The organism is Streptomyces sp. col6, assembly GCF_008042035.1.
Taxonomy (GTDB): domain Bacteria; phylum Actinomycetota; class Actinomycetes; order Streptomycetales; family Streptomycetaceae; genus Streptomyces.
The window spans coordinates 1-24,412 of the sequence record NZ_RDBL01000029.1 but is presented as its reverse complement, the minus strand read 5'-3'; the positions used below and the strand labels follow the sequence as shown (position 1 = coordinate 24,412).

Here is a 24,412-nt window from a genome sequence, read left to right as displayed (position 1 = left end):
GGCTGTCCGTGGGGGTGCGGCGGCCGGTGTCGCCGGGGGCGGTGTCCTCCTCGGTGGGCAGCGCGGTGTCGTCGGTGCCCTCCTCGATGTCGAGGTCGAAGTCCTGGACGGGGGTGCCCCGCAGGGCGGTCCCGGTGTACTTGGCCCAGGTTTCGGCGGGGGCGCCGCCGCCGTTGATGCGGGGGAGTCCGAGTGCGCCGTAGAGGGGTTTCTGGGCGCCGGTGTCGGGGTTCTGGCCCATGACGGCGATGACGGTGGCGAGGTCGGGGGTGTAGCCGGCGAACCAGGCGGCCTTGTCCTCCTCGGCGGTGCCGGTCTTTCCGGCGGCGGGGCGTCCGGCGCCCTGGGCGGCGGTTCCGGTGCCGCCGTCGACGACGCTGCGGAGGATGGAGGTGGTGGTGTCGGCGGCTTCGCGGCTGACGGCCTGTTTGACCGTGCGGCCGGGGAGGGTGACGTTCTCGCCGTCCTTGGTGACCTTGCTGACGAGGACGTGGGCGCCGTGTCTGCCGTGGGCGGCGAGGGTCGCGTAGGCCTCGGTCATGTCGAGGACGCTGGCGGTGGCGACGCCGAGTGCGATGGAGGGGGTGGGGGTGAGGTCGGAGGTGTCCTTGGGGATGCCGAGGGAGACGGCGGTCTGGCGGACCTTCTCGGGGCCGACGTCCTCGGCCATCTGGGCGTAGACGGCGTTGACGGACTTGTCGGTGGCGGTGCGCACGGTGATGGGGCCGTAGCTGCGGTCGTCCTCGTTGGCGGGGTCGTAGCCGGTGGGGCCGTCGGGGCCTTCGACCATGCGTTTGTTGGTGCCGTCGTAGATGGTGCTGGGGGTGATGCGGCGGCCGTCCTGGGTGGTGGAGCCGTTGGCGACGGCGGAGGTGAAGACGAACGGTTTGAAGGTCGAGCCGACCTGGTAGTCGCGGCGGGTGGCGTTGTTGACGTACTGGCGGGTGTAGTCGATGCCGCCGTAGAGGGCGACGACGTGGCCGTCGGCGGGGTTGATGGAGGCGCCGCCTACGCGGACGTTGCGGTCGGCCGCGCGGTCGTCGTCGGTCTTGGACATGACGGTGTCGTCGACGGCTTCGACGAGGGCGTCCTGCTTCTTCTTCTGGAGGGTGGTGGTGATGCGGTAGCCGCGGGTGGCGAGGGTCTTCTCGTCGAGGATGTCGTTGTCGGTGAGGTAGTCCTCGACGGCTTTGACGATGTAGCCGCGCTGTCCGGAGAGGCTGTTGGCGGGCTTGACGGGGCCGGGTACGGGGAAGGTCATCGCGTCGCGCTGTGCGGGGTCGAGCCACTTCTCCTTGACCATGCCGTCGAGTACGTAGTTCCAGCGGGCGAGGGCGGCGGGTTTGTTCTCGGGGTGGGCGATGACGTCGTAGGCGCTGGGGGCGTTGAGCAGGGAGGCGAGGTAGGCGCCTTCGGCGGTGGTGACGTCGCCGATGTCCTTGCCGTAGTAGGCCTGGGCGGCGGCCTGGATGCCGTAGGCGTTGCGGCCGAAGTAGCTGGTGTTGAGGTAGCCCTCCAGGATCTGGTCCTTGGACTGTTCGCGGTTGAGCTTGATCGAGATGAAGAATTCCTTGATCTTGCGGACGACGGTCTGTTCCTGGCCCAGGTAGTAGTTCTTGACGTACTGCTGGGTGATGGTCGAGCCGCCTTGTTTGCCCTTGCCGGTGAGGGTGTTCCAGCCGGCCCGGAACATCGCCTTGATGTCGACGGCGCGTTCGGAGTAGAAGTCGCGGTCCTCGGCGGCGAGGACCGTGTGCTGGACGGTGCGGGGGACCTGGGCGAGCTTGATGTTCTCGCGGTTGACGTCGCCGTCGCGGGCGATGACGGTGCCGTCGGCGTAGAGGTAGACGTTGGACTGGGCGGTGGCGCTGGCGTTGGCCGGGGGGATGTCGACGAGCTGGTAGCCGGCGAAGAAGCCGCCGATCAGGATCAGGGCGAGGAGCAGGATGCCGCCGAGGACCATGCGCCAGGTGGGGATCAGCCGTCGCCAGCCGGTGCGCTTGGGCCGTTTGGTCTTGCCGGGCTTCTTCGCGCCGGTGCCGTCGGCGGCCTTCGGGGTCTCGCGGTCGGGGGCCGGTTCCGGGGCGGCGGCGTCGGCAGGCAGGTCCCTGGGGGCCCAGCCCGGGGGGTCGGTGTCCCCGTTCTGCTGCTGTGGCTCGTCGCTCATGTCGGTGCAGACTCCTCGGCCGCGGTCAGTTCCCCCATAGTGCCCTTTTCTGTCTCATAACCCTCGGAACAACTGCCGAAAAGCGGTCGCGGCGGCTGCCGCGGCTGGACTAGGGTTCTGCGCTTTGGTGTCCACGCGCGGTGCGGCACCCGTTGACGGGGAGGCGGTTGCTGTGCGGGTCTACGCGGTGGTGGCGGCGGGCGGTTTCCGCCGCTATGCCACCTATCGGATCGAGACGGCGGCGGGGGTGTTCACCAACACCGTCTTCGGTTTCATCCTGGCTTACACCTTTGTGGCGTTGTGGGACGAGCGGCCCCGGCTGGGCGGTTACGACATGCCCGAGGCGCTCACGTTCGTGTGGCTGGGCCAGGCGTTGCTGATGACGTGCGTGATGATGGGCGGCGGTTTCGAGGACGAGCTGATCGAGCGCATCCGCACGGGCGACATCGCGGTCGACCTCTACCGGCCGGTGGACCTGCAGATGTGGTGGCTGGCACAGGACTTGGGGCGTGCGGCCTTTCATCTGCTGGGGCGCGGGATCGTGCCGATGGTGTGCGGGGCGCTCGCCTTCGATCTGGCGCTGCCGGGGTCGCCCTGGCCGTGGCTGGGGTTCCTGGTGTCGGTGGCGCTGGGTGTGGTGGTGAGTTTCGCGATCCGCTATCTGGTGGCGCTGTCCGCCTTCTGGCTGATGGACGGGGCGGGGGCGGCGCAGATCTCCTTCCTGGCGGGGCTGTTCTTCTCCGGCATGCTGCTGCCGCTGACGCTGTTTCCGGGGCTGTTGGGCGAGGTGGCGCGGCTGCTGCCGTGGTCGGCGATGCTCCAGGTGCCGGCGGATGTGTTCCTGGGCAAGCACACGGGCTGGGGTCTGGTGCGGGTGTACGTGTTCCAGGCGTCCTGGGCCGCGGTGTTGCTGCTCGTGGGGCGGATGGTGCAGTCGGTGGCGACGCGGAGGGTGGTGGTCCAGGGTGGCTGAGGCGGTGGAGGTGCCGGTGGCGGAGGCGCCCGGGGCGGTGTTCGCGCCGCGGCCGGGGTTCGTCGAGGGGTTCCGGGCGTACGGGCTGATCGTCGGCATGTGGCTGCGCTCGACGATGGCGTATCCGGCGTCGTTCCTGATGACGGCGGTGGGGAACTTCGCGGCGACGGCGTTCGACTTCGTGGCGATCATGCTGATGTTTGCGCACGTCGACGCGTTGGGCGGCTACACGCTCCCGGAGATCGCACTGCTGTACGGGGCGTCGGGTACGGCGTTCGGTCTGGCGGATCTGCTGATGGGGTCGATGGACCGGCTGGGCCGCCGGGTGCGCGACGGCACTCTGGACACGCTGCTGGTGCGGCCGGTCCCGGTCCTGGCGCAGGTGGCGGCCGACCGCTTCGCGCTGCGCAGGCTGGGGCGGATCACCCAGGGGCTGCTGGTGCTCGGCTACGGGCTGGTGGTCGTGGACATCGAGTGGACCGTGGCGAAGGCGGTCCTGCTGCCGCTGATGCTGCTGAGCGGTGCGGTGATCTTCGGGGCGGTGTTCGTGGCGGGCGGGGCGTTCCAGTTCATCGCGCAGGACGCCTCGCAGGTGCAGAACTCGTTCACGTACGGGGGCAACACGCTGCTCCAGTACCCGCCGACGATCTTCGCGAAGGACCTGGTGCGCGGGGTGACGTTCGTGGTGCCGCTGGCTTTCGTGAACTGGCTGCCGGCGTTGTACATCCTCGGCCGGGAGCTGCCGCTGGGGCTGCCGGACGGGGTGGCGTTCCTGCCGCCGGTGGTGGCCGCGGTCTGCGCGGCCGGGGCGGGCCTCGCGTGGCGGGTGGGGCTGCGGGCGTACCGGAGTACGGGAAGTTGAAGGACGGGAGAGGAAGCGGCATGAGTACGGACACGGAATCGGCCACGGGCGGGCATACCGGTGCCGGGGAGGCCTTCATCGAGCTGGACGGGCTGGAGAAGGTCTTCGACGTCCGCCGCAGGACGGGTTTCCTGCGCGGCGAGCGGCGCCAGGTGCGGGCGGTCGACGGGATCAGCTTCCGGGTGGAGCGCGGCGAGATGGTCGGCTACATCGGGCCGAACGGGGCCGGGAAGTCGACGACGATCAAGATGCTGACGGGCATCCTCACCCCGAGCGGCGGTTCGCTGCGGGTCGCGGGCATCGACCCGTCACGGGAGCGGACCCGGCTGGCGCACCGGATCGGGGTGGTGTTCGGGCAGCGCACGACGCTGTGGTGGGATCTGCCGCTGCGGGACTCGTACCGGCTGATGCACCGGATGTACCGGGTGCCCGACGCGCGTTTCCGGGCGAATCTGGACCAGTGCGTCGAACTTCTCGACCTGGGTGATCTTCTGGACGTCCCCGTACGGCAGTTGTCGCTCGGGCAGCGGATGCGCGGGGACATCGCGGCGGCGCTGCTGCACGACCCGGAGGTGCTCTACCTGGACGAGCCGACGATCGGCCTGGATGTGGTGTCGAAGGCCAAGGTGCGTGAGTTCCTGCGGGACTTGAACGCGGAGCGCGGGACGACGGTGCTGCTGACGACCCATGACCTCACGGACATCGAGCAGCTGTGCAGCCGGGTGATGGTGATCGACCACGGGCGGCTGATGTATGACGGTGCGCTGTCCGGGCTGCACGAGGTGGGGGAGAGCGAGCGGACGCTCGTGGTCGACCTGGAGCGCGAACTCCCGCCGATCCAACTGGAGTCGGAGCCGTCCGTGCGGACGGTGAAGGTGGAGGGGCCGCGCCAGTGGCTGGCCTTTCCGGCGTCGGCCTCGGCGGCTCCGCTGGTGGCGCGGATCGCCGCGGAGTACCCGCTGGTGGACCTCTCGGTGCGGGAGCCGGACATCGAGGCCGTCATCGCCAGGATGTACGCGCGGGAGCGGCCGGGGGAGCCGGTGACGTGAGGGGACACGTTCAATAGGCTGCGCGGTATGACGAGCGAACTCCCCGAGATGCGGGCCTCCGACGCCGAGCGTGAACGTGTTGCCGAGATCCTGCGGGAGGCGGTGGCCGAGGGCCGGCTGGAGATGGAGGAGTTCGACCAGCGCCTCGACAGCGCGTACAAGGCCCGTACGCACGGGGAGCTGGAACCGCTCGTCCGTGACCTGCCGGCCGCCGGTTCCCCGTCGGCCTCGCCGGCCGTACAGGGCCGGTCGGGGTCGGCGGCCCGCTGGTCGGAGCGGATCGGCAAGCCGGCCACGTCGGGCGGGGCCTTCGCGTTCTGGGGCGGGTTCCGCCGCCGGGGCAACTGGACGGTGGGCCGGGTCTTCACCGCGTTCGCGATGTGGGGCGGCGGCGAGATCGACCTGCGCGAGGCGGACTTCGAGGACCGCGAGACCGTCATCCGCTGCATCACGATCATGGGCGGCATCCAGGTGACGGTCCCGCCGGACCTCAACGTGGAGGTCCGGGGCATCGGCATCATGGGCGGATTCGGGGAGAACGCCAGGGACGAGTCGGTCCCCGCGCCCGACGCGCCCCGGGTCCGGATCACCGGATTCGCGCTGATGGGCGGCGTCGGCGTCGAGCACAAGCGCAGCAAGGCGGAGAAGCAGCGGCTGCGGGAGGCGGAGCGCGAGCGCGGGCGGCTGGAGAAGGGCGACCGGTAGCCGGTCGCTCCTTCTCAGAGCGCGTCGGTCGTCGCCCTGGTCCCGAGGAGCGTGTCGACGTCCAGCAGTCCCGCCACGCGTGCGTAGCCGGCGTCGTTCAGGTGCAGGTGGTCGCCGGAGTCGTACGCGGCGCGCAGGCGCTGCGGCTGGGCCGGGTCGCGCATCGACAGGTCGGAGTCGATGACCTCGTCGAAGATGCCGCCGGCCCGGATCTCCGCGTTGACGCGCTCTCGCACGCGTTCGCCCGCGGCCGTCCAGTTGCGCGCGCCCCGGTACGGCATGAGGGTGGCGCCGACGACCCGCAGGCCGCGTGCGTGGGCCCGCTGGGTGAGGCTGCGCAGGGCGCCGGTGATCCGCTCGGGGTCGGCCTCCCTCGGCATCAGCTGGACGTCGTTGATGCCGAGCGCGATGACGACCGTCTTCACACCGGAGACGCCGAGGACGTCGCGCTCGAAGCGGTCGTTGGCGCGCGGGCCGATGCGGTCGCGCAGCAGGCGGTTGCCGCCGATGCCCTGGTTGACCACCGCGTACCGGCCGTGCAGCCGGTCGGAGAGGAGGTCGGGCCAGCGGGTGTTGGCGTCGGTGGTGGAGCCGGTGCCCGCCGTGAGCGAGTCGCCGAACGCGACGAGTGTCGCGGTCGCCGCCGTGGCGCCGCCGCGTACGTCCACGGCGGTGAGGTAGCGCCACTGCGTGGTGCTCCAGGTGCCCCGGCCGTCCTCGGTGTACGAGGTCTGGTGGCTGTTGGGGTGCGAGGTGACCGGTCCGTCGGCGGTCGGGGTGCGCAGGGTGACCACAAGGTCGGCGTCGGCGTCGACCGGGACGGCGACGGCGTCGCTGACGGTCTGCCGGCCGGGCGGGACCGTGACGGATGAGGCCCCGCGGAACGTCACCGGGCGGGTGTTCACGGTGACGTTCTCGATGAGCAGGGGTGCCGTGCCGAACAGGTTGGACAGCGTGAGCCGGGCCTCGGCGCCGCCGATGCTGGTGTGCACGACGTTGCGGATGACGCGCCGGCTCTGGTCCTGCGCCTGCGCCGGGTCGGCCACCCCGAGGACGGGGGCCGCCGCCCAGGTGGCGAGCCAGTGCCCGGAGGAGTGCGCCGGGGCGGCCGGGGTCCGGGCCACGCCCTGCGGGACGGTGGTGGCGGCGGCGGTCGCCCGGTCCCCGGTGAACAGCAGGGAACCGGCGAACGCCACGGCTGCGGCGAGCGCGGCGGTACCCGCCACTAGGGCTATGAGCAGGGCGTACCCCTGGCGCCTGGGCATGGGCGGTGTGTCTCCTTGCGGAAAAGAGGAAAGAAGGGGGGAGCGGACCGCTACCCATGATGAGGCAGGGCACGGGGAACTCGGCGTGCGGCCCGGGAGTAGGTCAGGTAGGCACAATGCGTAGCGGTCGCCGGGGGCCGTGCGTACGCGGACGGGTGGAGCGGATGGAACGGATCGACGGGACCGGGCGGACCGAGCGGGGCGAACTGCCCCCGGGGCCCGGTGGGAGGGCGAGACCCGCGGGCCTCGCCTCGTTCGCGTACACCGCTGCGGACGAGGAGAAGCGTCGTGGCGTACGCCGTATGAAGACCACGGCCACCGGCCTCCTTCTGCTGGTCGCGCTCGTGTACGTCCTCGCCACCTGGGCGAAGCACGAGGGGGTGAGCGGCTGGCCGGGCTTCGTCGCCGCGGCCGCCGAGGCGGGCATGGTGGGTGCGCTGGCCGACTGGTTCGCCGTCACGGCCCTCTTCAAGCGTCCGCTCGGTCTGCCGATTCCGCACACCGCCATCATTCCCACCAAGAAGGACCAGCTCGGGGCCTCCCTCGGTTCCTTCGTCGGCGAGAACTTTCTCTCCGGGGACGTCGTACGTGACCGGATTCACTCCCTGGGCATCGGCCGCCGGGTCGGCGGCTGGCTCGCGGAGCCGGCCCACGCGGACCGGGTGACGGCCGAGCTGGCGACCGCGCTGCGCGGGGCGCTCACCGTCCTGCGGGACGCGGATGTGCAGGCCGTCGTCGGTGAGGCGATCACCCGGCGGGCGAACGCGGTGGAGATCGGCCCCGGGCTCGGCAAGATGCTGGAGAAGGTCGTCGCGGACGGCGGCCACCGCAAGCTCGTGGACCTGGTCTGCGCCCGCGCGCACGACTGGCTCGTGCTGCACGGCGACTCGGTGATGGACGCGGTGCAGGGCGGGGCGCCGGGCTGGACGCCCCGGTTCGTCGACAAGCGGGTCGGGGAGCGGGTCTACAAGGAGCTGCTGCGCTTCGTCACCGAGATGCGCGACATGCCGGGGCACCCGGCGCGCGGCTCCATCGACACGTTCCTGGGGGACTTCGCGGCCGACCTGCAGACCGATTCGGAGACCCGGGACCGGGTGGAGCGGCTGAAGTCGGAGATCCTGGGGCGCGGCGAGGTCCAGGACGTCATCGCCTCCGCCTGGGCGTCGGTGCGGGCGATGGTGATCGCGGCGGCGGAGGACGAGCAGAGCGAGCTGCGGCTGCGCGCGCGGGCCTCCCTGATGTCGCTGGGCGCCCGCCTGGCCACGGACGACCGGCTCCAGGCGAAGCTGGAGGGCTGGCTGGAGGACGCGGCGGTGTACGTCGTGACGACGTACCGGGCGGAGATCACGTCGCTGATCAGTGACACGGTGGCCGGCTGGGACGCGGACCAGACCTCGCGGAAGATCGAGGCCCACATCGGGCGCGACCTGCAGTTCATCCGTATCAACGGCACGGTGGTGGGTGCGCTGGCGGGCCTGGCGATCTACACGGTGTCGTGGGCTCTGTGGCGGTGAGGGGGCCCCGGGGCGGGGTCGGGTAGGGGGCCGGCGGCCGTTCGGGTGCGGGCTGCCGTGGCGCCCGTGCCCGTGCCCGTGCGGCGCCCGCGCTCCCGCCAGAAGCGGGCGGGGTCGTGGACGCCAGGCCCGGGGATGCCCGGGTCAGGGGAGCCAGGCATCGGGGATGCCGGGCTGAGGCACGCCCAGGCCAGGTACGCCCCACCACCGCGCCCGGAGGGCGCCCCGGCTCAGGACGCCCGGCGGGTGACCGCCCAGGACGCGGCGGCGACCGTGCCCGCCACGGTGAAGACGGCGGGCCAGGCGCCGACCTTCTTGGCCAGCGGGTGCGAGCCCGCGAACGCGGCCACGTACGCGGTGGTCAGTGCGACGGCCGCGCGCGGGCCCGCCTGCCGGTTCCACTCGTACGCGGCGACACCGCCCGCCGCCGCGAGCGCGACCCCGCCCAGCGGCCGCTTGCGGGTCCATCGCGCGACGGCGTAACCGCCGACCAGTCCGCCCGCCGCAACCGCCGCCGCCGGCACCTTCGCCATCGCAGCCACCTCCGCCTTCGTCCACGTCATGGGTGTGCGCCGGGCGCACGCGTACGCGCCGGCCGCCTCGCGCCGCACCGGCGCCCGGATCGAGGCTAACTCGCGCTCCGGCCCTCCCGTCGCCGAGGGGGTGCACAAGCGTTTACCCTGGAGGTGAACGTTTGTGCACCCCTGTCCTGCCGGACGAGCCCGCAACGGAGAGACATGCCCGCAGACATACCTGCCCCCACGGCCCCCGCGGTCCAGGCCCCGCACCCGCGTTTCGCGGTGGGGGTGCTGGCCTTCTGCGGGGTCGTCGTCGCGGTCATGCAGACGATCGTCGTCCCGCTGCTCCCGCACATCCCCGAGCTGACCGGCGCCACCCCGGCCGCCGCGAGCTGGCTGGTCACCGTCACGCTGCTCACCGGCGCGGTCTTCACGCCCGTCCTCGGCCGGGTCGGCGACATGTACGGCAAACGGCGGGTGCTCGTCGCCTCGCTCGCGGTGCTCGTGGTGGGTTCGGTGCTGTGCGGGGCGAGCTCCCACATCGGGGTGCTGATCACGGGCCGCGCGCTCCAGGGCGCCGCCATCGCCGTCGTACCGCTGGGCATCAGCATCCTGCGCGACGAACTGCCGCCCGAGCGCGTGCTGTCCGCCGTCGCGCTGATGAGCTCGACCCTCGGCATCGGCGCCGCCGTCGGCCTGCCGATCGCCGCGCTGGTCGTGGAGAACTTCGACTGGCACACGATGTTCTGGGTCTCCGGCGCCATCGGCCTGATCGACATCGTGCTCGTGCTGACCTGCGTACCGGAGTCCCCGCTGCGCAGCCGCGGCCGCTTCGACGCGCTCGGCGCCCTCGGCCTGTCGGGTGCGCTGGTCTGCCTGCTGCTCGCGGTGACACAGGGCGGCGACTGGGGCTGGACCTCGGGCCGGACGCTCGGACTGCTGGTGGCGGCCGTCGTGGTGGCGCTGGTCTGGGGGGCGTACGAGCTCCGCGTCGCGACGCCCATGGTCGACCTCAGGGTCTCCGCCCGGCCGGCGGTCCTCCTCACCAACATCGCCGCCCTGCTCATCGGCTTCGCCTTCTACGCCAACTCGCTGGTCACCGCCCAGATGGTGCAGGAGCCGAAGGCCACCGGCTACGGGCTCGGCGCCTCGCTCGTCGTCAGCGGTCTGTGCCTGCTGCCGGGCGGTGTGGCCATGGTGGCGCTGTCCCCGGTCTCCGCCCGGATCTCCGCCAAGCACGGCCCCAAGGTCAGCCTGGCGCTCGCGGCCGGGATCATCGCCGCGGGCTACGGGGTGCGGTACTTCACCAGCCACAGCCTGTGGCTCATCATCGCGGGCGCCACGGTCGTCGCCTCCGGCACGGCCATCGCGTACTCGGCGCTCCCCGCCCTCGTGATGCGCGGGGTCCCCGTCAGCGAGACCGGGGCGGCCAACGGGCTGAACACCCTCATGCGGTCCATCGGACAGGCGTTCTGCAGCGCGACGGTGGCCGCCGTGCTCGCCAACATCACCTTCCTGGCGGGCGGCAGGACCGCGCCGACGCTCCACGCGTACCAGCTGGTCTTCGTGATCGCCGCGGGCGCCGCGCTGCTCGCCCTGCTGGTCACGCTCATGCTGCCGGGCGGCAGGCCCGCCGGGGCGGGTACGGTCGAGGAGAGCCGCAAGGCGCCGGGCACCCTGACGGGGGGTGCGCGGCCGGCGGGAATCCAGGAGGGCGCATGACCGGCGGCCAGGCCATCGCGACGACCCCGGCCACGGACAGCGGCACGGGCCGCGATGCGATCCTGCGGGCGGCCCGGCGGGCGTTCACGCAACGGCCGTACGCCGAGGTGACGATCCGGGGGATCGCGGCGGACGCGGGGGTCAGCGCGTCCCTGGTCGTCAAGCACTTCGGCCGCAAGGAGGAACTGTTCAACACGGTGGCCGACTTCGGGCCCGCAGCCGCGCTGTTGTTCGACGCGCCGCTCGACGTGCTCGGCCGGCACATGGTGGTCACGTTGATCACCCGGCGCCGCGCGCTCCAGTCGGACCCGCTGCTGCGCGTCGTCTTCTCCCTGGGCAACCAGGACGAACGCTCCCTGCTCCGCGACCGCTTCCACGAACAGGTCACCGACGCGCTGACCGCCCGCCTCCCCGGCGAGGACCGAGCCCTGCGCGCGGAGCTCCTGGCGGGGCACCTGCTGGGCCTCGGCGCGACCCTGAGCCTCCACCGCGAGGGGGCGGGGGCGTCCGCGACGCCGGAGCGCATCGCGGACCTGTACGCGCCGGCGCTGCAAAGCCTGATCACGGGGTGACGCGTTTCGGGGGCGCTGCCCCCGGGCCCCCGCTCCTCAATCGCCGGAGGGGCTTGAAACCGGAGGGGCCCGAAATCCGCCGGCGCGAGCCGGCTACCGCATCGCGTTCCGCCAGACCGTCACATCGAGCGTGATGTAGTCGCTCGGCGAGTCCTCCGGCGAGTGGCCCTGGTACGTCACCAGCGCCATGTGCCCCGTGCCCGTGGTCACGCAGACCTGCCGCCCCTTGGACAGCTTGCTGGTCTCGATGGACGTGGCGAACCGCGTCTCCGCGCGGCACACGTCCAGCGACCCGGCCTGCCCGGGGTCGAGCAGCGTGAGCTTGCCGCCCTCGCTCTCCGCCTCGATGTAGCCGCCGGAGTCGTACGTCAGCTCGTACCCGTCGTCCTCGCCGTCCTGCGGCCGCACATCCTCGTCCCCGAAGGTGAGGTGGTAGCCCTGGGTGAGGTTGATGCCCGGGTAGTCGGCCGGCGTCGGGTCCGAGGTGGCGGGGCTCTGGCCGTCCGGCTCCTCCGTGCCGCCGTCGTCACCCGATGCGGTGGGGTCGCCGGTGGGCTTCGTACTCGCCTTCGGGGACGCCGAGTTCTTGCCCTGGGCGGTGGTGTCGCTCTGCGACTCCTTGCCGTCGTCCTTGAGCAGGAAGTACGCGGTGCCCCCGCCCGCGATGCCGAACAGCAGCGCGGCGGCGATGGCCAGGGCGGCCACCCGCCCCCGCCGCCGCTTGGGCGGTTCCGGAGCGGTGGCCTGCGGCGTGGGCTGCGTGAGGTGCGACTGCGGCGCGCCCGGCCCGGAGTACGCGGGCGCCGGACCCGGGTAACCGTACGAGGGCTGCTGCGCGGCCGGGTACCCGTACGCGGGCGTCTGCGCGGCAGGCGCGGTGGGCGCGCCGTACGGCCCCTGCACCGGCGCGGGCCCCTGCCCCGGCGCCGGGGTGACCGGCGGACCGTACCCCGGCGGCGGGGTGCTCGGCGCCGGCGTCGTGGGCGAATAGGCGGCCGGGGCTGCCGGGGCCGGCGGCGTGGCCGGCGCGGCCGACGGGGGCGGCGGCGTCTGTACGGGGGCCGGCGCGGCGGCCCGGACCGTGATGTCGGCGGCGACCGGCTGCGGCAGCCAGTCCTCCGGCCGCCGCAGCACCGTCTCCGCGTTCGCGGTCTGGCACAGCTGGATCACCTCGGCGACCGAGGGCCGCTCCTGCGGGTCCTTCGCCAGGCAGCGCCCGACCAGCTCCATCAGCCGCTCCGGCACACCGGAGAGGTCCGGCTCCTCGTGCACGATGCGGTAGAGCACCCCGTGCGAGGTGCCCTCGCCGAACGCGGGCGACCCGGTGCAGGCGAACGCCGCGACCTGGCCCAGCGCGAAGATGTCCGTCGCGGCGGTGACCCGGCGCCCGGCGGCCTGCTCCGGCGCCATGAACGACGGGGTGCCGATGGTGACCCCGCTGCCCGTGAGCGACGTCGCGTCGGCCGCGTACGCGATACCGAAGTCGATGACACGCGGCCCGTCCGCCGCGAGCAGCACGTTGGACGGCTTGAGGTCGCGGTGGACGATGCCCGCCCCGTGGATGACGTGCAGCGCCTCGGCCATGCCCGCGATCAGCAGCAGCACCGCCTCGACCGGCAGCGCGCCGTGCTCCATGACCGCGTCGGCGAGCGAGGGCCCCGGCACGTACGCGGTGGCGAGCCACGGCTGCGCGCCCTGGGTGTCGGCGTCGATCACGGGCGCGGTGAACAGCCCCTGCACGCGCTGTGCGGACTGCACCTCCTGCGCGAACCGCCGCCGGAACTCCGGGTCCTCACCGAACTCGGGCCGGATCACCTTGATGGCCACGGGGCGGCCGCCGGGCGTGTACGACAGGTACACCTTGCCCATGCCGCCCGCGCCGAGCTTGGCGGCCAGCCGGTAGCCGGCGATGGTGGTCGGGTCGTCGCCCTCCAGGGGCTGGAAGACCTGCGCGTTGCCACCCTTGCGTGGCTGCTGACCGCTCATGAACTCGAAACTCCCCCGAAGAGCCGCTGCTGTAGACACGGCACTTTATCCAAATCCCTGGGGCGGGGGACCGTTGAGGACCTACCGGAGCCGTAACGTTCAGCGGGCCGGGGAGAGGCCGAAGCGCACGCCCGTCGCCTGCTCCGAGACCTCCCACAGCCGCCTCCCCGTCGCGGCGTCGGCCGCCCCGGCGGACAGCGCGACCCGGGTCGGTGCGCCGCGCAGCTCGCCCCTTCCGTCCGGCCCGATGAACTCGCCGCCCCGCGCGGCCGGTTCGGTCGCCGCGTACAGCTGCGGCAGCGCTCCCTGGTCCGGGGTCTGGGCGAGCGGCCTGAGCACGCGGCCGAAGAGCAGTGCCACCGGGGCGACGGGCCCGTCCGACTGGAGGCCGGTGGCGGTGTAGCCGGGGTGGGCCAGCAGGCTGCGGACCGGGCTGCCGGCGTCGGTGAGCCGGCGGTGCAGCTCGTGGCCGAAGACGGCGTTGGCCAGCTTGGACTGGTTGTAGTAGCCCATCGGCGAGTACCGGCGCTCGCCCGTGAGGTCGTCGAAGTACAGGTGCGCCTTGCGGTGGTTGGGCGAGCTGACGGTGACCACGCGGGGATCGCCGCCCGCCGTCAGGAGGCCGAGCAGCAGACCGGTGAGCGCGAAGTGGCCGAGGTGGTTCGTCGCGAACTGCACCTCGTGGCCCTGCGGGGACAGCGTCCGGGACGGTGCCATCACCCCGGCGTTGTTGACGAGCACGTCCAGCCGGGTGTGGTCGGCGTGCAGCTTCTCGGCGAAGGCGCGTACGGAATCGAGGTCGGCCAGGTCGAGGCGGCGCACCTCCAGCCGCGCGCCGGGCTGTGCGGCGGTCAGCTGCGCCGCCGCGCGGCGCCCCTTCGCCTCGTCGCGCACGGCGAGGACCACATGCCCGCCCCGGCGGGCGAGGGCCCGGGTGGTGGCCAGGCCGAGGCCGCTGTTGGCCCCGGTGACGACGAAGACGCGCCCGGTCTGGTCCGGGATGTGCTCGGAGGTCCAGCGTTCCTGCTGAGTCATACGGCACAGGCTGCCTCTCGTGACACCAAGTGTCAAGATGGCATTGAGTGACATGCAAGGCATGGAGTACCGTGAGGAGGTGAGCACTCCCCGAACGTCCCTGGCCGAGCGCAAGCGCCGGCTGGTCTCCGACGAACTGACCGAAGCGGCACTCCAGTTGCTGGCCCTGAAGGGCTTCGACGCGGTCACCGTCGACGAGATCGCGGCGGCGGCGGGCGTCTCGAAGCGGACGTTCTTCCGCTACTTCGCGTCCAAGGAGGATGTGGTCGTCCAGTTCCTGGCCGACATGGGCACCGGCATCCGCGCCGAACTGGCCGCCCGCCCCGCCGGCGAGTCGCCGTCCGTCGCTCTGCGGCACGCGGTCTGGGTCCCGCTCGGCGAGTGCGCCGACCATGGGGACCGTGCGCTGCGCGTCGTACGCCTGATCCTGCGTACGCCCGCGCTGCTGGCGCGCTTCCTGGAACGCCAGGCCCGGTGGCGCGAGGACCTCGCGCGGGAGCTGGCCGAGCGGCTGGGGACCGACGCCGACAGCGATCTCTACCCGGGGCTGGCGGCGGGCATGGCGCTGAACGCCTTCGACGCCGTACTGCACCGCTGGAGCGCCGACGGCTCCACCGACACCCCGGCGGACCTCACCGACCGCGCGTTCGCGGTGATCGCCCCGGCGCTGGACGCGGTGGCCGGGAAGGACGCGGTCTAGCCACCGGAGGCTGGTATTCCCGTTGCCTGCCCGGGGTGTCTGTTCGATCATGAACGGCCGACGGCCCCGACGCAGCGGCCGTTCCCCGGACGAAAGGCCGTACGTGCGCAAGCTCGTGTACTTCATCGCCGCGACCCTGGACGGCTTCATCGCAGGACCGGACGGCTCCGACCCCACCGGCCCCGACGGCTTCTGGCCCATCCCGGAGGACTACCTCGCGCACCTGATCGCCGAGTACCCGGAGACGCTGCCCGGCCCGGCGCGCGCCGCGCTCGGCGTGACGGCGGAGGGCACCCGCTTCGACACGGTCCTGGAGGGCAGGCGCTCGTACGAGATCGGCCTCGACGCCGGCGTCACGGACGCCTACCCGCATCTGCGGCACCTCGTGTTCTCCCGCACCCTGGGCGAGAGCCCGGACCCGGCCGTGGAGCTGGTGGCGGGCGACCCGGTGGCCCGCGTACGGGAGTTGAAGCAGGAGGACGGCAAGGACATCTGGCTCGTCGGCGGCGGCGAGCTGGCCGCGTCCCTCTACGGGGAGATCGACACCCTGATCCTCAAGCTGAGCCCGACGACGATCGGGGCGGGCATCCCGCTGTTCGGACGGAAGGCGGTGTTCGAGCCGGCCGCCTGGTCACTCATGCACCAGGCGCTCCTGCGGAGCGGCGTGGTGTATCTGACGTACGAGCGCGCCGCCGTCACCGGCTGACGACCGGGCGCCGGCCGGCGGGGCGTACGGCCCCCACCGGCCGGCTCCGTGTCACGCGGCGGCGCAGGCCGCGCCGCTGAGCGTGAACGCGGCCGGCGCCGCGTTCGTACCGCTCTGGCTGCCGGTGAAGCCCACGGTCACCGTCCCGTTCGGGGCGATCGTGGCGGTGTACGAGGCCGGCACGACGCTCACCGAACCGCCGGTCTGCGTGGGCGTACCGCCCCACATGTTGGTGATCGTCTGCCCGTTGGCGAAGGCGAAACCGAGCGTCCAGCCGTCGATGGCGGCGGTGCCGGTGTTGCGGATCGTGATCTCGCCCTGGAAGCCGCCCTGCCACTGGCCGACCACCTTGTAACCGACCGAGCAGCTGCCGGCGGGCGTCGTCGAGCCCTCGTCCGTGGTGACGTTCACGGCGGCCGACCGCGCCGAGCGGTTGCCGGCCGCGTCCCGCGCGTAGACCGCGAAGGAATACGCGGTGTCCGCGCTCAGGCCCGTGACGGTGACGCTCGTGGTGGCCGACGAGGCGACCGTGGTCTCCGTGGTGCCGTTGACGCGGACGACGTCGTAGCCGGCGACGGCAACGTTGTCGGAGGAGGCGGCCCAGGTCAGCTTCGCCGAGGTGTCCGTCACGGCGGAGGCGGCGGGTGTGCCCGGGGCGGTCGGGGCCTCGGTGTCCTCGGACGCGCCGCCGTAGACCGTGGCCTCGTGGGAGGTCTGGGCGATGCCGTCGGCGCCGTGGAAGATGCGCTCGCCCCAGGAGCTGAGCTGCGCCGGGTCGAAGCCGATGGTCAGGTCGAGGATCGGGTCGGTGTTGCCGCTCCAGGACCAGGCGATCCAGCCGAGCCCGAGCCGCTGGGCCTCGGACATCATGGTGTCCTCGTCCGGGTCCCCGTACTGGTCGGCCGGCCCGCCGAACTCGCCGATGACCAGGGGCAGTCCGGCGTCCACGAAGGTGTTGAGGTAGTCGGTGACCTTCTGGGCGGTGTTGTAGACGCTGTACATGTGGATCGAGAAGAGCAGGTTGCCGGTGGAGTCGGCGTCGTAGACCGCCCGGGCGTTGTCCCGCATGACGTTCTGCCAGTCCTGGCCCCAGTTGGGGGCGTCCACCATGATCGTGTGCGCGAATCCGGCGGCGCGCAGTTTCTTGATCGCGGCGGTGGTGGGGGCGGTCCAGCCGGCCGGGTCGGTGTTGCCCCAGGGCTCGTTGCCGATGTTGATGATGACGTAGTCCTCCTGGCCGGCGAGGACGTCCTTCAGGGAGATCCAGTAGTCGGCCGCGTGGTCCAGCGTGCCGGCGGCGGAGTCCTCCCCGTATCCGGTGGTGTCGTGCACCTCCAGGACGCAGATGAGCCGGTTCGCCTTGCACTGGGCGATGACGGCGGCGACGTCGTCCGGCCCGTTCCTGCTCCAGCGATAGCCGTCGGACAGCACGACGCGGACGGTGTTGGCGCCGGTCGCCTTGATGTCGGCCAGCGACTGGGTCTCGCCCGGGTACCAGGTGTGCGCGTGGTTGACCCCGCGCATGATGAAGTCGTTGCCGTTGCCCTCGACCAGCCGGCCGTCGCTGATGTGCAGGCCGGTGCCGGCGGCCGCCTGCGCGGGGGCGAGGCCGCCGAGGGCGAGGAACGCGAGCAGGGTGGCCAGGACGGTGAGGATGACGGGGGCGGGGCGCTTCGCCGTATGTCTCGCTGTACTCACTGCGGCTCCAGATGGGGGAGGAGGAGAGGCGGACGCACCGGTGTGGGAGCGCTCCCACACCGGTGCGCATCCATGAAGCCATTCAGTCAGGGGCACGTCAAGAGATCGGACGGCCCGGCTTGGTGGCGGCCGTCCTGAAACTTTTTTCGTCGGGCTGTCGGATTCGCCGGACGCCGTTCGTCGTCCTCATGAAACGTTCGGAACGGCAGCAAGGAGAACGGTCATGAAGTACGTGTTGTTCATCGCCACGGACCCCGCCGGGGAGCGCGCCGAGGAGGACGTGGAGGCGTGGGTCGAGAAGTGGAACGGGCGCGGCGTCCGGCTGGAGGGGATGCCGCTCAAGCCGGTCGGGGAGACGGCCACGGTGTGCGTCCGCGGGGGCGATGTCCTGGTCACCGACGGCCCGTTCGCCGAGACGGCCGAGTGGATCGCCGGTTACGACCTCCTGGAGGCGGCCGACCTCGACGAGGCGATCGAGGTCGCCGCCTCGCACCCGATGGCGACCGCCGGCCGCATCGAGATCCGCCCGGTCGAACCGGTCGACCACGGCCCCGGCACGGACAACGTCCCGCACGAGGGCGACGCGCCCGCCTCCCGCTTCCTCGCGATCGTGCGCACGGACCCGGCCGCGCCGCCGCACACCCCGGACCCGGCCGCGGTGGCCGCGTGGGTACGCGACGGCCTGGCGTCCGGCCGCTACCTCGGCGGCGAGCACCTGAGCCCGGTGGAGGACGCGACGCTCGTACGGCGTCGCGGGGGCGAACTCCTGATCACGGACGGGGGGTACGCGGACGTGGCGGAATGGGTCACGGGCATCGTCTTCGTCGACGGCGACCGGGACCAGGCGCTGGAGTATGTGGGCCGGTGTCCGATGGCCCGGTCGGGTGCGGTGGAACTGCGGGAGTTCTGGGGTGACCTGGGGTGAGTGAGGGGGAGCCGGAGGCCGTACGCGGGCCACTTGCCGGGAGCACCGGGCCGGCGGGGACGCGCGCCGGGAGCACCGCGCCGGCGGATGTGCGGGCGGCACTCGCCTCGGCGTACCGCGACGAGTGGGGCGTCGTCTTCGGCACCCTCGTGCGGCTCACCGGCGACTGGGAGCTGGCCGAGGACTGCGCGCAGGACGCGTTCGCCCGTGCGCTGCCGGCCTGGGAGCGCGACGGGGTTCCGCGCAGGCCGGGCGCGTGGCTGGTGACCGCCGCCCGGCGCCGCGCCGTCGACGTACTGCGCCGGCGTACGACGGAGCGCGACAGGATCGCGGAGGCGGCGGCGCTGGAGGAGGCGTACGAACCGGGCCCGCCCGGCGACGAGCGCCTCCGGCTCATCTTCACCTGCTGCCACCCGGCGCTCCCGCTCGAAGCCCGGGTGGCCCTCACCCTGCGCGCGGTCGGCGGGCTCACCACACGCGAGATCGCCCGCGCGTTCCTGGTCGGCGAGGACACCGTCTCGCAGCGCATCCTGCGCGCCAAGCGGAAGATCGCGGCGGCGGGCATCCCGTACCGCGTCCCGCCGCCCGGCGCCCGCGCGCAGCGGCTGGGCGGGGTCCTCGCCGTGCTGTACCTGATCTTCACGGAGGGCTACGCGCCCAGCGACGGCAGCACCACCCGCGACCGGCTCGCCGAGGAGGCCGTCCGCCTGGCCCGCCTCGTCGTGGCGGAGGTCCCGGACGAGCCGGAGGCGCGCGGCCTGCTGGCGCTGCTCCTGTTCCAGCACTCCCGCCGCGCCGCCCGGCTCGACGAGGACGGCGGCCTGGTCACCCTGGAGCACCAGGACCGGTCGCGGTGGGACCGGGAGATGATCGCCGAGGGGGCGGAGCTGGTCCGGGAGACGCCGGCCGGGGTCCTGGAGGGAGGCTTCGCGGCCGGCGTGGCGGGCCCCGGGCCCCTCCGCGCCGGGGGTGCGGCCCTCGCCCGCGGGCCGCTTGAGGCGCGCGGTCCCTACGCGCTCCAGGCCGCGATCGCCGCGCGGCACGCCCTCGCCCCGGACGCCGCCGCGACCGACTGGGCGGCGATCGTGGCCCTGTACGACCGCCTGCTCGCCCTGCGTACGAACCCGGTCGTCGCCCTCAACCGCGCCGTCGCCCTCGGCCGGCGCGACGGGCCGCAGGCGCAGCTCGACGCCGTCGACGCACTCGGTACGCCGAAGGAGCTGGCCGGCCACCACGCCCTGCCCGCCGTCCGCGCGGACGCGCTGCGGCGCCTCGGCCGTACGCGGGAGGCGGCGGCGATGTACGAGGCGGCGCGGGCGGCGGCCCCGAACGCCGCGATCGCCCAGGAGTACGCTCTGCGGCTCACCGAGCCGGCACACCCGACGAAGGGAACACCGCACGATGGCTGACGCCGATCACGACGAGATACGGGCCCGGATCGCCGAGGGGCGCGTCTACACCGAGACCGAGGCGGCGTTCCTGGCCCACCGTCGCCGCGCGGACGAGATCTTCGCGTACAACCACACGCCCCCGGGCGACACGGAGCGACGCCGGAAGCTCCTCGTCGACATCCTGGGCTCCGTCGGCGAACGCACCGCGCTCCTGGCCCCGTTCCACGCGGCGTTCGGCAGCAACGTCCACATCGGCGACGACTTCTTCGGGAACGTGAACCTGACGTTCGTCGACGACGTCGACATCCGGATCGGCAACGATGTCATGATCGCTCCGAGCGTGACCCTGACGACGACCGGACACCCGCTCCACCCCGCTCGCCGGGCGGACTTCGGCCGGTTCTCGGAGCCGATCGTGATCGAGGACAAGGTGTGGATCGGCAGCAATGTCGTGGTCCTGCCCGGCGTCCGTATCGGCTACGGCTCGGTCATCGGCGCGGGGAGCGTGGTCAGCCGCGACATCCCCGCGATGAGTGTCGCGCTCGGTACGCCGTGCCGGGTGGTCCGCCCCATCACGGACGCGGACCTCGCCACCCGCGCGTAGGGCCTGTCCGGCGGATCTACGCGGGCCCGCGTAGATCCGCCGGACAGGCGCTAGCCGATCGGTCCGGCCCCGGTGGCCGCGACGGACAGTTCCCAGAGCCGTGCGGCCGAGGCCGGATCGACGGCGTACCGGCGGACCCAGCCGTCGCCCTCCGGAGCGTCCTCCTCGGTGACCCGGGCCACCTCGCAATCCTCCAGGTAGAGCCCGCCGCGGCCGGCGAGGAGCGGGGAAGTCGCGGCCCACAGTCCGGTGGCGGCGCCCTGCGACGGGGACTTGAAGCCCTTGCCGATCACGGTTCCCTGCTCGTCCACCCAGCCCAGATCGACCAGCTCGCGGTGCGTCAGCTCCCGTTGGAGGCCGGTGATGATGCTGCCCGGGTGGAGCGCGAACGCCCGGACTCCGTCGCCGCGGCCGAGGGCGTCCAGGTGGACGGCGAACAGGACGTTGGCGGTCTTGGCCTGCCCGTACGCCTGCCAGCGGTCGTAGCCGGTACGGAAGTGCGGGTCGTGCCAGCGGAAGTCGCTGATGCCGTGGCCGCCGGAGCTGTAGACGACGACGCGGGCGCCCCGCGCGGCGCGCAGCAGCGGGTAGAGCTCGCTCACCAAGGTGAAGTGCCCGAAGTGATTGGCGGTGAGCTGGTACTCCCAGCCGGGCCCGACGCGACGCTCCGGGGTGAGCATCACCCCGGCGACGGCCATGAGGAGGTCGAGCCGGCCGGCCGTCTCCCGGATGTGCGCGGCGGCGGAGCGGACGCTGTCGAGGTCGGTGAGGTCCATGGGGACGATCTCGCAGGCCCCGCCCCGGAGTCCGGCGAGTGCCTTGCGGGCGGCCTCGGGCCGGCGTGCGGGCACGATGACCCGGGCGCCGGCCGCGGCCAGGGCCCGCACGGTCTCCAGCCCGAGGCCGGAGTAACCACCGGTGACGACGGCGGTCCTGCCGGAGAAGTCGGCCCCGGCCATGACGTCCTGGGCGGTGGATGCCGCGGAGTAGGGCGAGTTGACGGGTTGCTGCATGGTGCTGGTCCGGATGCTCATGCCGGAAAGCTACGAGCTGGAGCGGGGTCTAGATCAAGCCCCGAGGCGGGCCGCACGGCGACGGCCGGGCGGGCAGAGCCTGCTGGGACGCGTACGCCACGGACGGGGCGGCACCGGCGTGGCGGCCTGGACCGGAGGCGCGCCGGTCAGCCCCGCCGGGAACCCGGACGCTCCGTGAGCAGCTCCGCCAGCCGGTCCGCGAAGGCGGTGATCCACTCCAGTTCCGGCCCGCCCCGCGCGACCCGGAACCCGTGCCGTCGGGCCCAGAACGCGGCCTGCACGGCATGCAACTGGGCCCAGCGCAGGACGCGTTCACGGTCGAGCTCGGCCGCGTCCGCGTACAGGTCCACGATGCGGTGAGCGGCCCGGCCCAGATCGTCGCCCGCCTTCGCGAGGGCGTACGCACGGGACTTGAGCAACGCGCCGGCGTCGTACGCGGGATCGCCCGCGTACCCCTTGGGATCGACGGCCAGCCATGGTTCGCGCTCCGCCCGCAGGATGTTCCGCCCGTGCAGGTCGCCGTGCACGAGCGTGTCCGGCTGCTCACGCCCCAACTCCCTCACGGTGGCGTGGGCGGCGTCCAGCACCCGGCGCGGCAGGGCGTGGGGCAGCTCGGCGGCGTCCTTGCGCAGCGCGTCCTCCCACTCCCCGGCGCGGTCGCTCAGCCGGGGAAGCCCGTCCGGCGCGGGCACGGCCAGCCGCCGCCCGAGCCGCGCGGCGACGGTCACCACGTCGTCCCCGTCGGCCACCTCGGCGAGCGTCGCCGGCTGCGCCCGCTCCAGCAGCATCGCGTACCGCGCGTCGTCCCGCTCGTACAGCGATACGGCCCCGAGCCCGCCCCAGGCGACGAAGGCATCGGGTTCGTGGTCGTTGCCGGGGTGCGGGAAGGACACCTTCAGCACGGCGGGCGGCGTCGCGTCCCGCCGTACGGGGACGATGATCCCCACGCCCCCGTACATGACCTCACCGTCGGGCGCGCAGCCCCAGCGCCCGGCCAGCTCCTCCACGATCGGGGGCAACTCCCGCAGCCAGTCCGCCCCGGCGGTCCCCTCGCGGGCGATGGTGGTCCGCGCGAACTCCTCAGGAATCACGATCATCCGGGCACCTTACGCGGGGCGGCGCAGGGCCCCACCGCACCGAGGGCTCGGTGCGGTGGGGCCCTGCGCCGGAACCGCCGGCGCGATGGCTCAGGACTGCTGCTGTTGCCGGCCGGCCTGCTTGACGACCTTGTCCGTCACATCGACCGTGTCCCCGGCGGCGGGAGTGTCGACATCCACGTCGGTACCGAAGTCGCTGAAGTCCATGACGACCTTGGCCTTGCCCTGGTTCGCCGAACCGGACTCCTTGGCACCGCCGGCGGGCTGCGCGGTCATCTCGATCTGCTGGCGCCGGGTCAGCCCCTTGCCGTCGATCCACAGGTCCACCGGCACCGTCTCACCGAGCTGTTCGCGCAGCTTCTTCGCCTGCGCCGCGTCGCCCTTGGCGAGCTTGTCGATGTCCAGGCCGACCTTGTAGTGCGTCGTCTCGACACCGCCCAGGTTCTCCGTACCGACCTTCTTCACGTCCTTCCCGGACAGCGCCCGCGAGTACGCGAAGGAGTCGGTCGGATCGCTGACCTGGCCGTTCCCGGCGGCCCCGGAGGTACGCAGCTTCTCGATGTCGATCTTCATCCAGCTCTTGCCGCCGGGCAGCCCGCCCTGCCCCTTCGGCGGCTTCTGGTAGATCATCCCGTCCACGACCCGCTGCTCCAGCCGCTGACCCGACTGCTCCATGGTCAGCTTGCTCTCGCCGCCCTCGAAGTCCATGACCCCCGAGCCGGTGACGGTCCGGCTCTGCCCCTCGGCGCTGACCGAGGTCGTGATCTTCACCCGTGCCGACCCGGCATCGGTGGTGTTCCTGTTGGTCGCCTGCACGACCTGCGAGGGTGACTTGCCCGTCTCCCCGGACGGCTTCGCGGCGGCCCCGGAGTCGTCCTTGCTGTCCGACCCGCACCCCGCCAGCGCGGCGGCGGCCAGCAGCCCGGCCACTCCGTACGCGGTCGCCTTCGCTCCACGGGACTTCACATTCGCCATTGCGGCAGCCTCCCCAAACCGAAACCGTTACGTCAGGTATGCGCCCGGTGCCCGGGAGGCGGTCCCGCATGCGAATCAGCAGCTGTTCTACGACAGCCGCAGTAGGCGGCGTCCAGGCCGATGCGGGCCGGCGGCAGGCCGTACCGTGCGTCGGCAGGCGCCGGAATCCGCCGAGCCGCGGCACCGACGGGCCCGCTGTCGGGCCTGCCCGGGACCGGCCGCCGCCCGAACCGAAGGAGACCCGCACCGATGACCGTGACCATCCGTACCGCACACCGGGACGACATCCCCGCGCTGGCGGACCTGATCGAGGAGATCGAGCGCTTCTACGGAGCCACGGAGATCCAGCCTCTCGCGGAGCGCCGTGCTCAGACCGAGGCGGCGTTGTTCGGCGCCGCCCCGCTCGCCCACGCGCTGGTCGCGGACTCCGGGGACGGCGACCTGGCGGGGATGGCCGCCTACGCGTTCCTCTGGCCGGCGACGGGGACGACACACGCACTGTTCCTGAAGGAGCTGTACGTCCGGGAGTCGGCCCGTCGAGGGGGTGTCGGCGCCCGCCTGATGGCAGAACTCCGCGCTGTCGCGATCGCCCGTCCGGGGTGCAGCCGGATGGAGTGGATGGCGGACACGTCCAACCCGCGGGCCCGGCGGTTCTACGCGTCCCTGGGCTTCGAGGAGGTGGCGGGGAAGGTCGTGTACCGGATCGGTGCGGCGACGCAGGGGTGAGGCGCGCGGAGGCGGGGGGCCGCAGGCGGGGCGCCGACGGGCCGCGGGGCGGCCCTCGGCCCATTCCCCGCAGGGAATCGGCGACTCCCGCGCGCAGCTCACGGACATCGCCGGCGTGGGCACCGGTGTACGTCAGGAGCTTCCGGGCCCGCGTAGCCTGGCCGCCATGTCGCCGTCCCCGGAGTCCG

At 72.7% G+C, this 24,412-nt stretch carries 22 protein-coding genes; 13 read left to right on the top strand and 9 right to left on the bottom strand.

Annotated elements, in window-relative coordinates; all coding sequences use genetic code 11:
- On the bottom strand, positions 1–2,167 hold a 2,167-nt coding region (locus EAO73_RS29305; RefSeq protein ID WP_147975367.1), incomplete at its 3' end, for a transglycosylase domain-containing protein.
- A 172-nt stretch (positions 2,168–2,339) separates the two neighbouring features.
- On the opposite strand from EAO73_RS29305, the gene EAO73_RS29300 reads away from it, so the two are divergent.
- The 4 genes from EAO73_RS29300 to EAO73_RS29285 are packed head-to-tail and all read left to right on the top strand — an operon-like array spanning position 2,340 to position 5,756.
- On the top strand, positions 2,340–3,140 hold the full coding sequence (locus tag EAO73_RS29300; protein ID WP_147974568.1) for an ABC transporter permease: 801 nt from the start codon (positions 2,340–2,342) through the stop codon (positions 3,138–3,140).
- Positions 3,133–4,002: an ABC transporter permease gene (locus EAO73_RS29295; protein ID WP_147974567.1), complete on the top strand. Its 870-nt coding sequence runs from the start codon at positions 3,133–3,135 to the stop codon at positions 4,000–4,002. The genes EAO73_RS29300 and EAO73_RS29295 overlap by 8 nt, the downstream gene beginning before the upstream one ends.
- A gap of 20 nt (positions 4,003–4,022) precedes the next feature.
- Positions 4,023–5,051 (top strand): ATP-binding cassette domain-containing protein, encoded by a 1,029-nt coding sequence (locus EAO73_RS29290; RefSeq protein ID WP_147974566.1) that lies wholly within the window; start codon positions 4,023–4,025, stop codon positions 5,049–5,051.
- 48 nt (positions 5,052–5,099) lie between these two features.
- A complete protein-coding gene (locus EAO73_RS29285; protein ID WP_191134319.1) occupies positions 5,100–5,756 on the top strand; it encodes a DUF1707 domain-containing protein in 657 nt (218 codons plus the stop codon).
- A gap of 14 nt (positions 5,757–5,770) precedes the next feature.
- Here EAO73_RS29285 and EAO73_RS29280 read toward each other — a convergent pair whose 3' ends face one another.
- Positions 5,771–7,021, bottom strand: a complete 1,251-nt coding sequence (locus EAO73_RS29280; protein WP_147974564.1) for an SGNH/GDSL hydrolase family protein — start codon at positions 7,019–7,021, stop codon at positions 5,771–5,773.
- Positions 7,022–7,185: 164 nt separating this feature from the next.
- Between EAO73_RS29280 and EAO73_RS29275 the strand changes: the two genes are divergently transcribed.
- Positions 7,186–8,535, top strand: coding sequence for a DUF445 domain-containing protein (locus EAO73_RS29275; protein WP_224756515.1), 1,350 nt, complete (start codon positions 7,186–7,188; stop codon positions 8,533–8,535).
- 230 nt (positions 8,536–8,765) lie between these two features.
- On the opposite strand, the gene EAO73_RS29270 is transcribed toward EAO73_RS29275, so the two are convergent.
- Positions 8,766–9,068 carry a hypothetical protein gene (locus EAO73_RS29270; protein WP_026171862.1) on the bottom strand — a complete coding sequence of 101 codons (303 nt, stop codon included), beginning with the start codon at positions 9,066–9,068 and terminating at the stop codon, positions 8,766–8,768.
- A gap of 204 nt (positions 9,069–9,272) precedes the next feature.
- On the opposite strand from EAO73_RS29270, the gene EAO73_RS29265 reads away from it, so the two are divergent.
- Positions 9,273–10,775, top strand: a complete 1,503-nt coding sequence (locus EAO73_RS29265; RefSeq protein ID WP_147974562.1) for an MFS transporter — start codon at positions 9,273–9,275, stop codon at positions 10,773–10,775.
- The gene (locus tag EAO73_RS29260) at positions 10,772–11,347 is read left to right on the top strand and encodes a TetR/AcrR family transcriptional regulator (protein ID WP_147974561.1); all 576 of its coding nucleotides are present in this window, start codon (positions 10,772–10,774) and stop codon (positions 11,345–11,347) included. Before EAO73_RS29265 ends, EAO73_RS29260 begins: the two co-directional genes overlap by 4 nt.
- Positions 11,348–11,440: 93 nt before the next feature.
- Here the strand turns inward: EAO73_RS29260 and EAO73_RS29255 are convergent, their stop codons facing one another.
- Together EAO73_RS29255 and EAO73_RS29250 are read right to left on the bottom strand one after the other, a co-directional pair.
- The gene (locus EAO73_RS29255; protein WP_147974560.1) at positions 11,441–13,333 is read right to left on the bottom strand and encodes a serine/threonine-protein kinase; all 1,893 of its coding nucleotides are present in this window, start codon (positions 13,331–13,333) and stop codon (positions 11,441–11,443) included.
- 99 nt (positions 13,334–13,432) lie between these two features.
- Positions 13,433–14,368, bottom strand: a complete 936-nt coding sequence (locus EAO73_RS29250; protein ID WP_147974559.1) for an oxidoreductase — start codon at positions 14,366–14,368, stop codon at positions 13,433–13,435.
- Between the two features lie 61 nt (positions 14,369–14,429).
- Between EAO73_RS29250 and EAO73_RS29245 the strand changes: the two genes are divergently transcribed.
- Together EAO73_RS29245 and EAO73_RS29240 are read left to right on the top strand one after the other, a co-directional pair.
- Complete coding sequence (locus EAO73_RS29245; RefSeq protein WP_147974558.1) at positions 14,430–15,068, top strand: TetR family transcriptional regulator; 639 nt, start codon at positions 14,430–14,432, stop codon at positions 15,066–15,068.
- A 103-nt stretch (positions 15,069–15,171) separates the two neighbouring features.
- Complete coding sequence (locus EAO73_RS29240; RefSeq protein ID WP_147974557.1) at positions 15,172–15,774, top strand: dihydrofolate reductase family protein; 603 nt, start codon at positions 15,172–15,174, stop codon at positions 15,772–15,774.
- 51 nt (positions 15,775–15,825) lie between these two features.
- On the opposite strand, the gene EAO73_RS29235 is transcribed toward EAO73_RS29240, so the two are convergent.
- The gene (locus EAO73_RS29235; RefSeq protein ID WP_147974556.1) at positions 15,826–17,472 is read right to left on the bottom strand and encodes a cellulase family glycosylhydrolase; all 1,647 of its coding nucleotides are present in this window, start codon (positions 17,470–17,472) and stop codon (positions 15,826–15,828) included.
- A 223-nt stretch (positions 17,473–17,695) separates the two neighbouring features.
- Between EAO73_RS29235 and EAO73_RS29230 the strand changes: the two genes are divergently transcribed.
- The 3 genes from EAO73_RS29230 to EAO73_RS29220 all read left to right on the top strand — a co-directional run bounded on the left by EAO73_RS29230 (position 17,696) and on the right by EAO73_RS29220 (position 20,392).
- A complete protein-coding gene (locus EAO73_RS29230; protein ID WP_147974555.1) occupies positions 17,696–18,397 on the top strand; it encodes a YciI family protein in 702 nt (233 codons plus the stop codon).
- A gap of 89 nt (positions 18,398–18,486) precedes the next feature.
- A complete protein-coding gene (locus EAO73_RS29225) occupies positions 18,487–19,806 on the top strand; it encodes an RNA polymerase sigma factor (protein ID WP_147975365.1) in 1,320 nt (439 codons plus the stop codon).
- Positions 19,799–20,392, top strand: coding sequence for a sugar O-acetyltransferase (locus EAO73_RS29220; RefSeq protein ID WP_147974554.1), 594 nt, complete (start codon positions 19,799–19,801; stop codon positions 20,390–20,392). Before EAO73_RS29225 ends, EAO73_RS29220 begins: the two co-directional genes overlap by 8 nt.
- 50 nt (positions 20,393–20,442) lie before the next feature.
- Here the strand turns inward: EAO73_RS29220 and EAO73_RS29215 are convergent, their stop codons facing one another.
- The 3 genes from EAO73_RS29215 to EAO73_RS29205 form a co-directional block, all read right to left on the bottom strand.
- Positions 20,443–21,426 (bottom strand): SDR family NAD(P)-dependent oxidoreductase, encoded by a 984-nt coding sequence (locus EAO73_RS29215; RefSeq protein WP_147974553.1) that lies wholly within the window; start codon positions 21,424–21,426, stop codon positions 20,443–20,445.
- 146 nt (positions 21,427–21,572) lie between these two features.
- Complete coding sequence (locus EAO73_RS29210) at positions 21,573–22,523, bottom strand: aminoglycoside phosphotransferase family protein (protein WP_147974552.1); 951 nt, start codon at positions 22,521–22,523, stop codon at positions 21,573–21,575.
- A gap of 90 nt (positions 22,524–22,613) precedes the next feature.
- Complete coding sequence (locus EAO73_RS29205; RefSeq protein ID WP_147974551.1) at positions 22,614–23,498, bottom strand: LppX_LprAFG lipoprotein; 885 nt, start codon at positions 23,496–23,498, stop codon at positions 22,614–22,616.
- A 249-nt stretch (positions 23,499–23,747) separates the two neighbouring features.
- Here EAO73_RS29205 and haaN point away from each other — a divergent pair, with 249 nt between their 5' ends.
- Positions 23,748–24,224 (top strand): cyclophane-containing RiPP N-acetyltransferase HaaN, encoded by a 477-nt coding sequence (gene haaN / locus EAO73_RS29200; RefSeq protein WP_147974550.1) that lies wholly within the window; start codon positions 23,748–23,750, stop codon positions 24,222–24,224.
- The last annotated feature ends 188 nt before the right edge of the window (positions 24,225–24,412 follow it).

Excerpts from the sequence above, each read along its gene's own strand:
- EAO73_RS29255 (WP_147974560.1), bottom strand. The coding sequence starts at position 13,333 with ATGAGCGGTCAGCAGCCACGCAAGGGTGGCAACGCGCAGGTCTTCCAG.
- EAO73_RS29290 (WP_147974566.1), top strand. The coding sequence starts at position 4,023 with ATGAGTACGGACACGGAATCGGCCACGGGCGGGCATACCGGTGCCGGG.
- EAO73_RS29205 (WP_147974551.1), bottom strand. The coding sequence starts at position 23,498 with ATGGCGAATGTGAAGTCCCGTGGAGCGAAGGCGACCGCGTACGGAGTG.
- EAO73_RS29250 (WP_147974559.1), bottom strand. The coding sequence starts at position 14,368 with ATGACTCAGCAGGAACGCTGGACCTCCGAGCACATCCCGGACCAGACC.
- EAO73_RS29280 (WP_147974564.1), bottom strand. The coding sequence starts at position 7,021 with ATGCCCAGGCGCCAGGGGTACGCCCTGCTCATAGCCCTAGTGGCGGGT.
- EAO73_RS29210 (WP_147974552.1), bottom strand. The coding sequence starts at position 22,523 with ATGATCGTGATTCCTGAGGAGTTCGCGCGGACCACCATCGCCCGCGAG.
- EAO73_RS29275 (WP_224756515.1), top strand. The coding sequence starts at position 7,186 with ATGGAACGGATCGACGGGACCGGGCGGACCGAGCGGGGCGAACTGCCC.
- EAO73_RS29270 (WP_026171862.1), bottom strand. The coding sequence starts at position 9,068 with ATGGCGAAGGTGCCGGCGGCGGCGGTTGCGGCGGGCGGACTGGTCGGC.
- EAO73_RS29220 (WP_147974554.1), top strand. The coding sequence starts at position 19,799 with ATGGCTGACGCCGATCACGACGAGATACGGGCCCGGATCGCCGAGGGG.
- haaN (WP_147974550.1), top strand. The coding sequence starts at position 23,748 with ATGACCGTGACCATCCGTACCGCACACCGGGACGACATCCCCGCGCTG.
- EAO73_RS29285 (WP_191134319.1), top strand. The coding sequence starts at position 5,100 with ATGCGGGCCTCCGACGCCGAGCGTGAACGTGTTGCCGAGATCCTGCGG.
- EAO73_RS29230 (WP_147974555.1), top strand. The coding sequence starts at position 17,696 with ATGAAGTACGTGTTGTTCATCGCCACGGACCCCGCCGGGGAGCGCGCC.
- EAO73_RS29260 (WP_147974561.1), top strand. The coding sequence starts at position 10,772 with ATGACCGGCGGCCAGGCCATCGCGACGACCCCGGCCACGGACAGCGGC.
- EAO73_RS29265 (WP_147974562.1), top strand. The coding sequence starts at position 9,273 with ATGCCCGCAGACATACCTGCCCCCACGGCCCCCGCGGTCCAGGCCCCG.
- EAO73_RS29245 (WP_147974558.1), top strand. The coding sequence starts at position 14,430 with ATGGAGTACCGTGAGGAGGTGAGCACTCCCCGAACGTCCCTGGCCGAG.
- EAO73_RS29215 (WP_147974553.1), bottom strand. The coding sequence starts at position 21,426 with ATGAGCATCCGGACCAGCACCATGCAGCAACCCGTCAACTCGCCCTAC.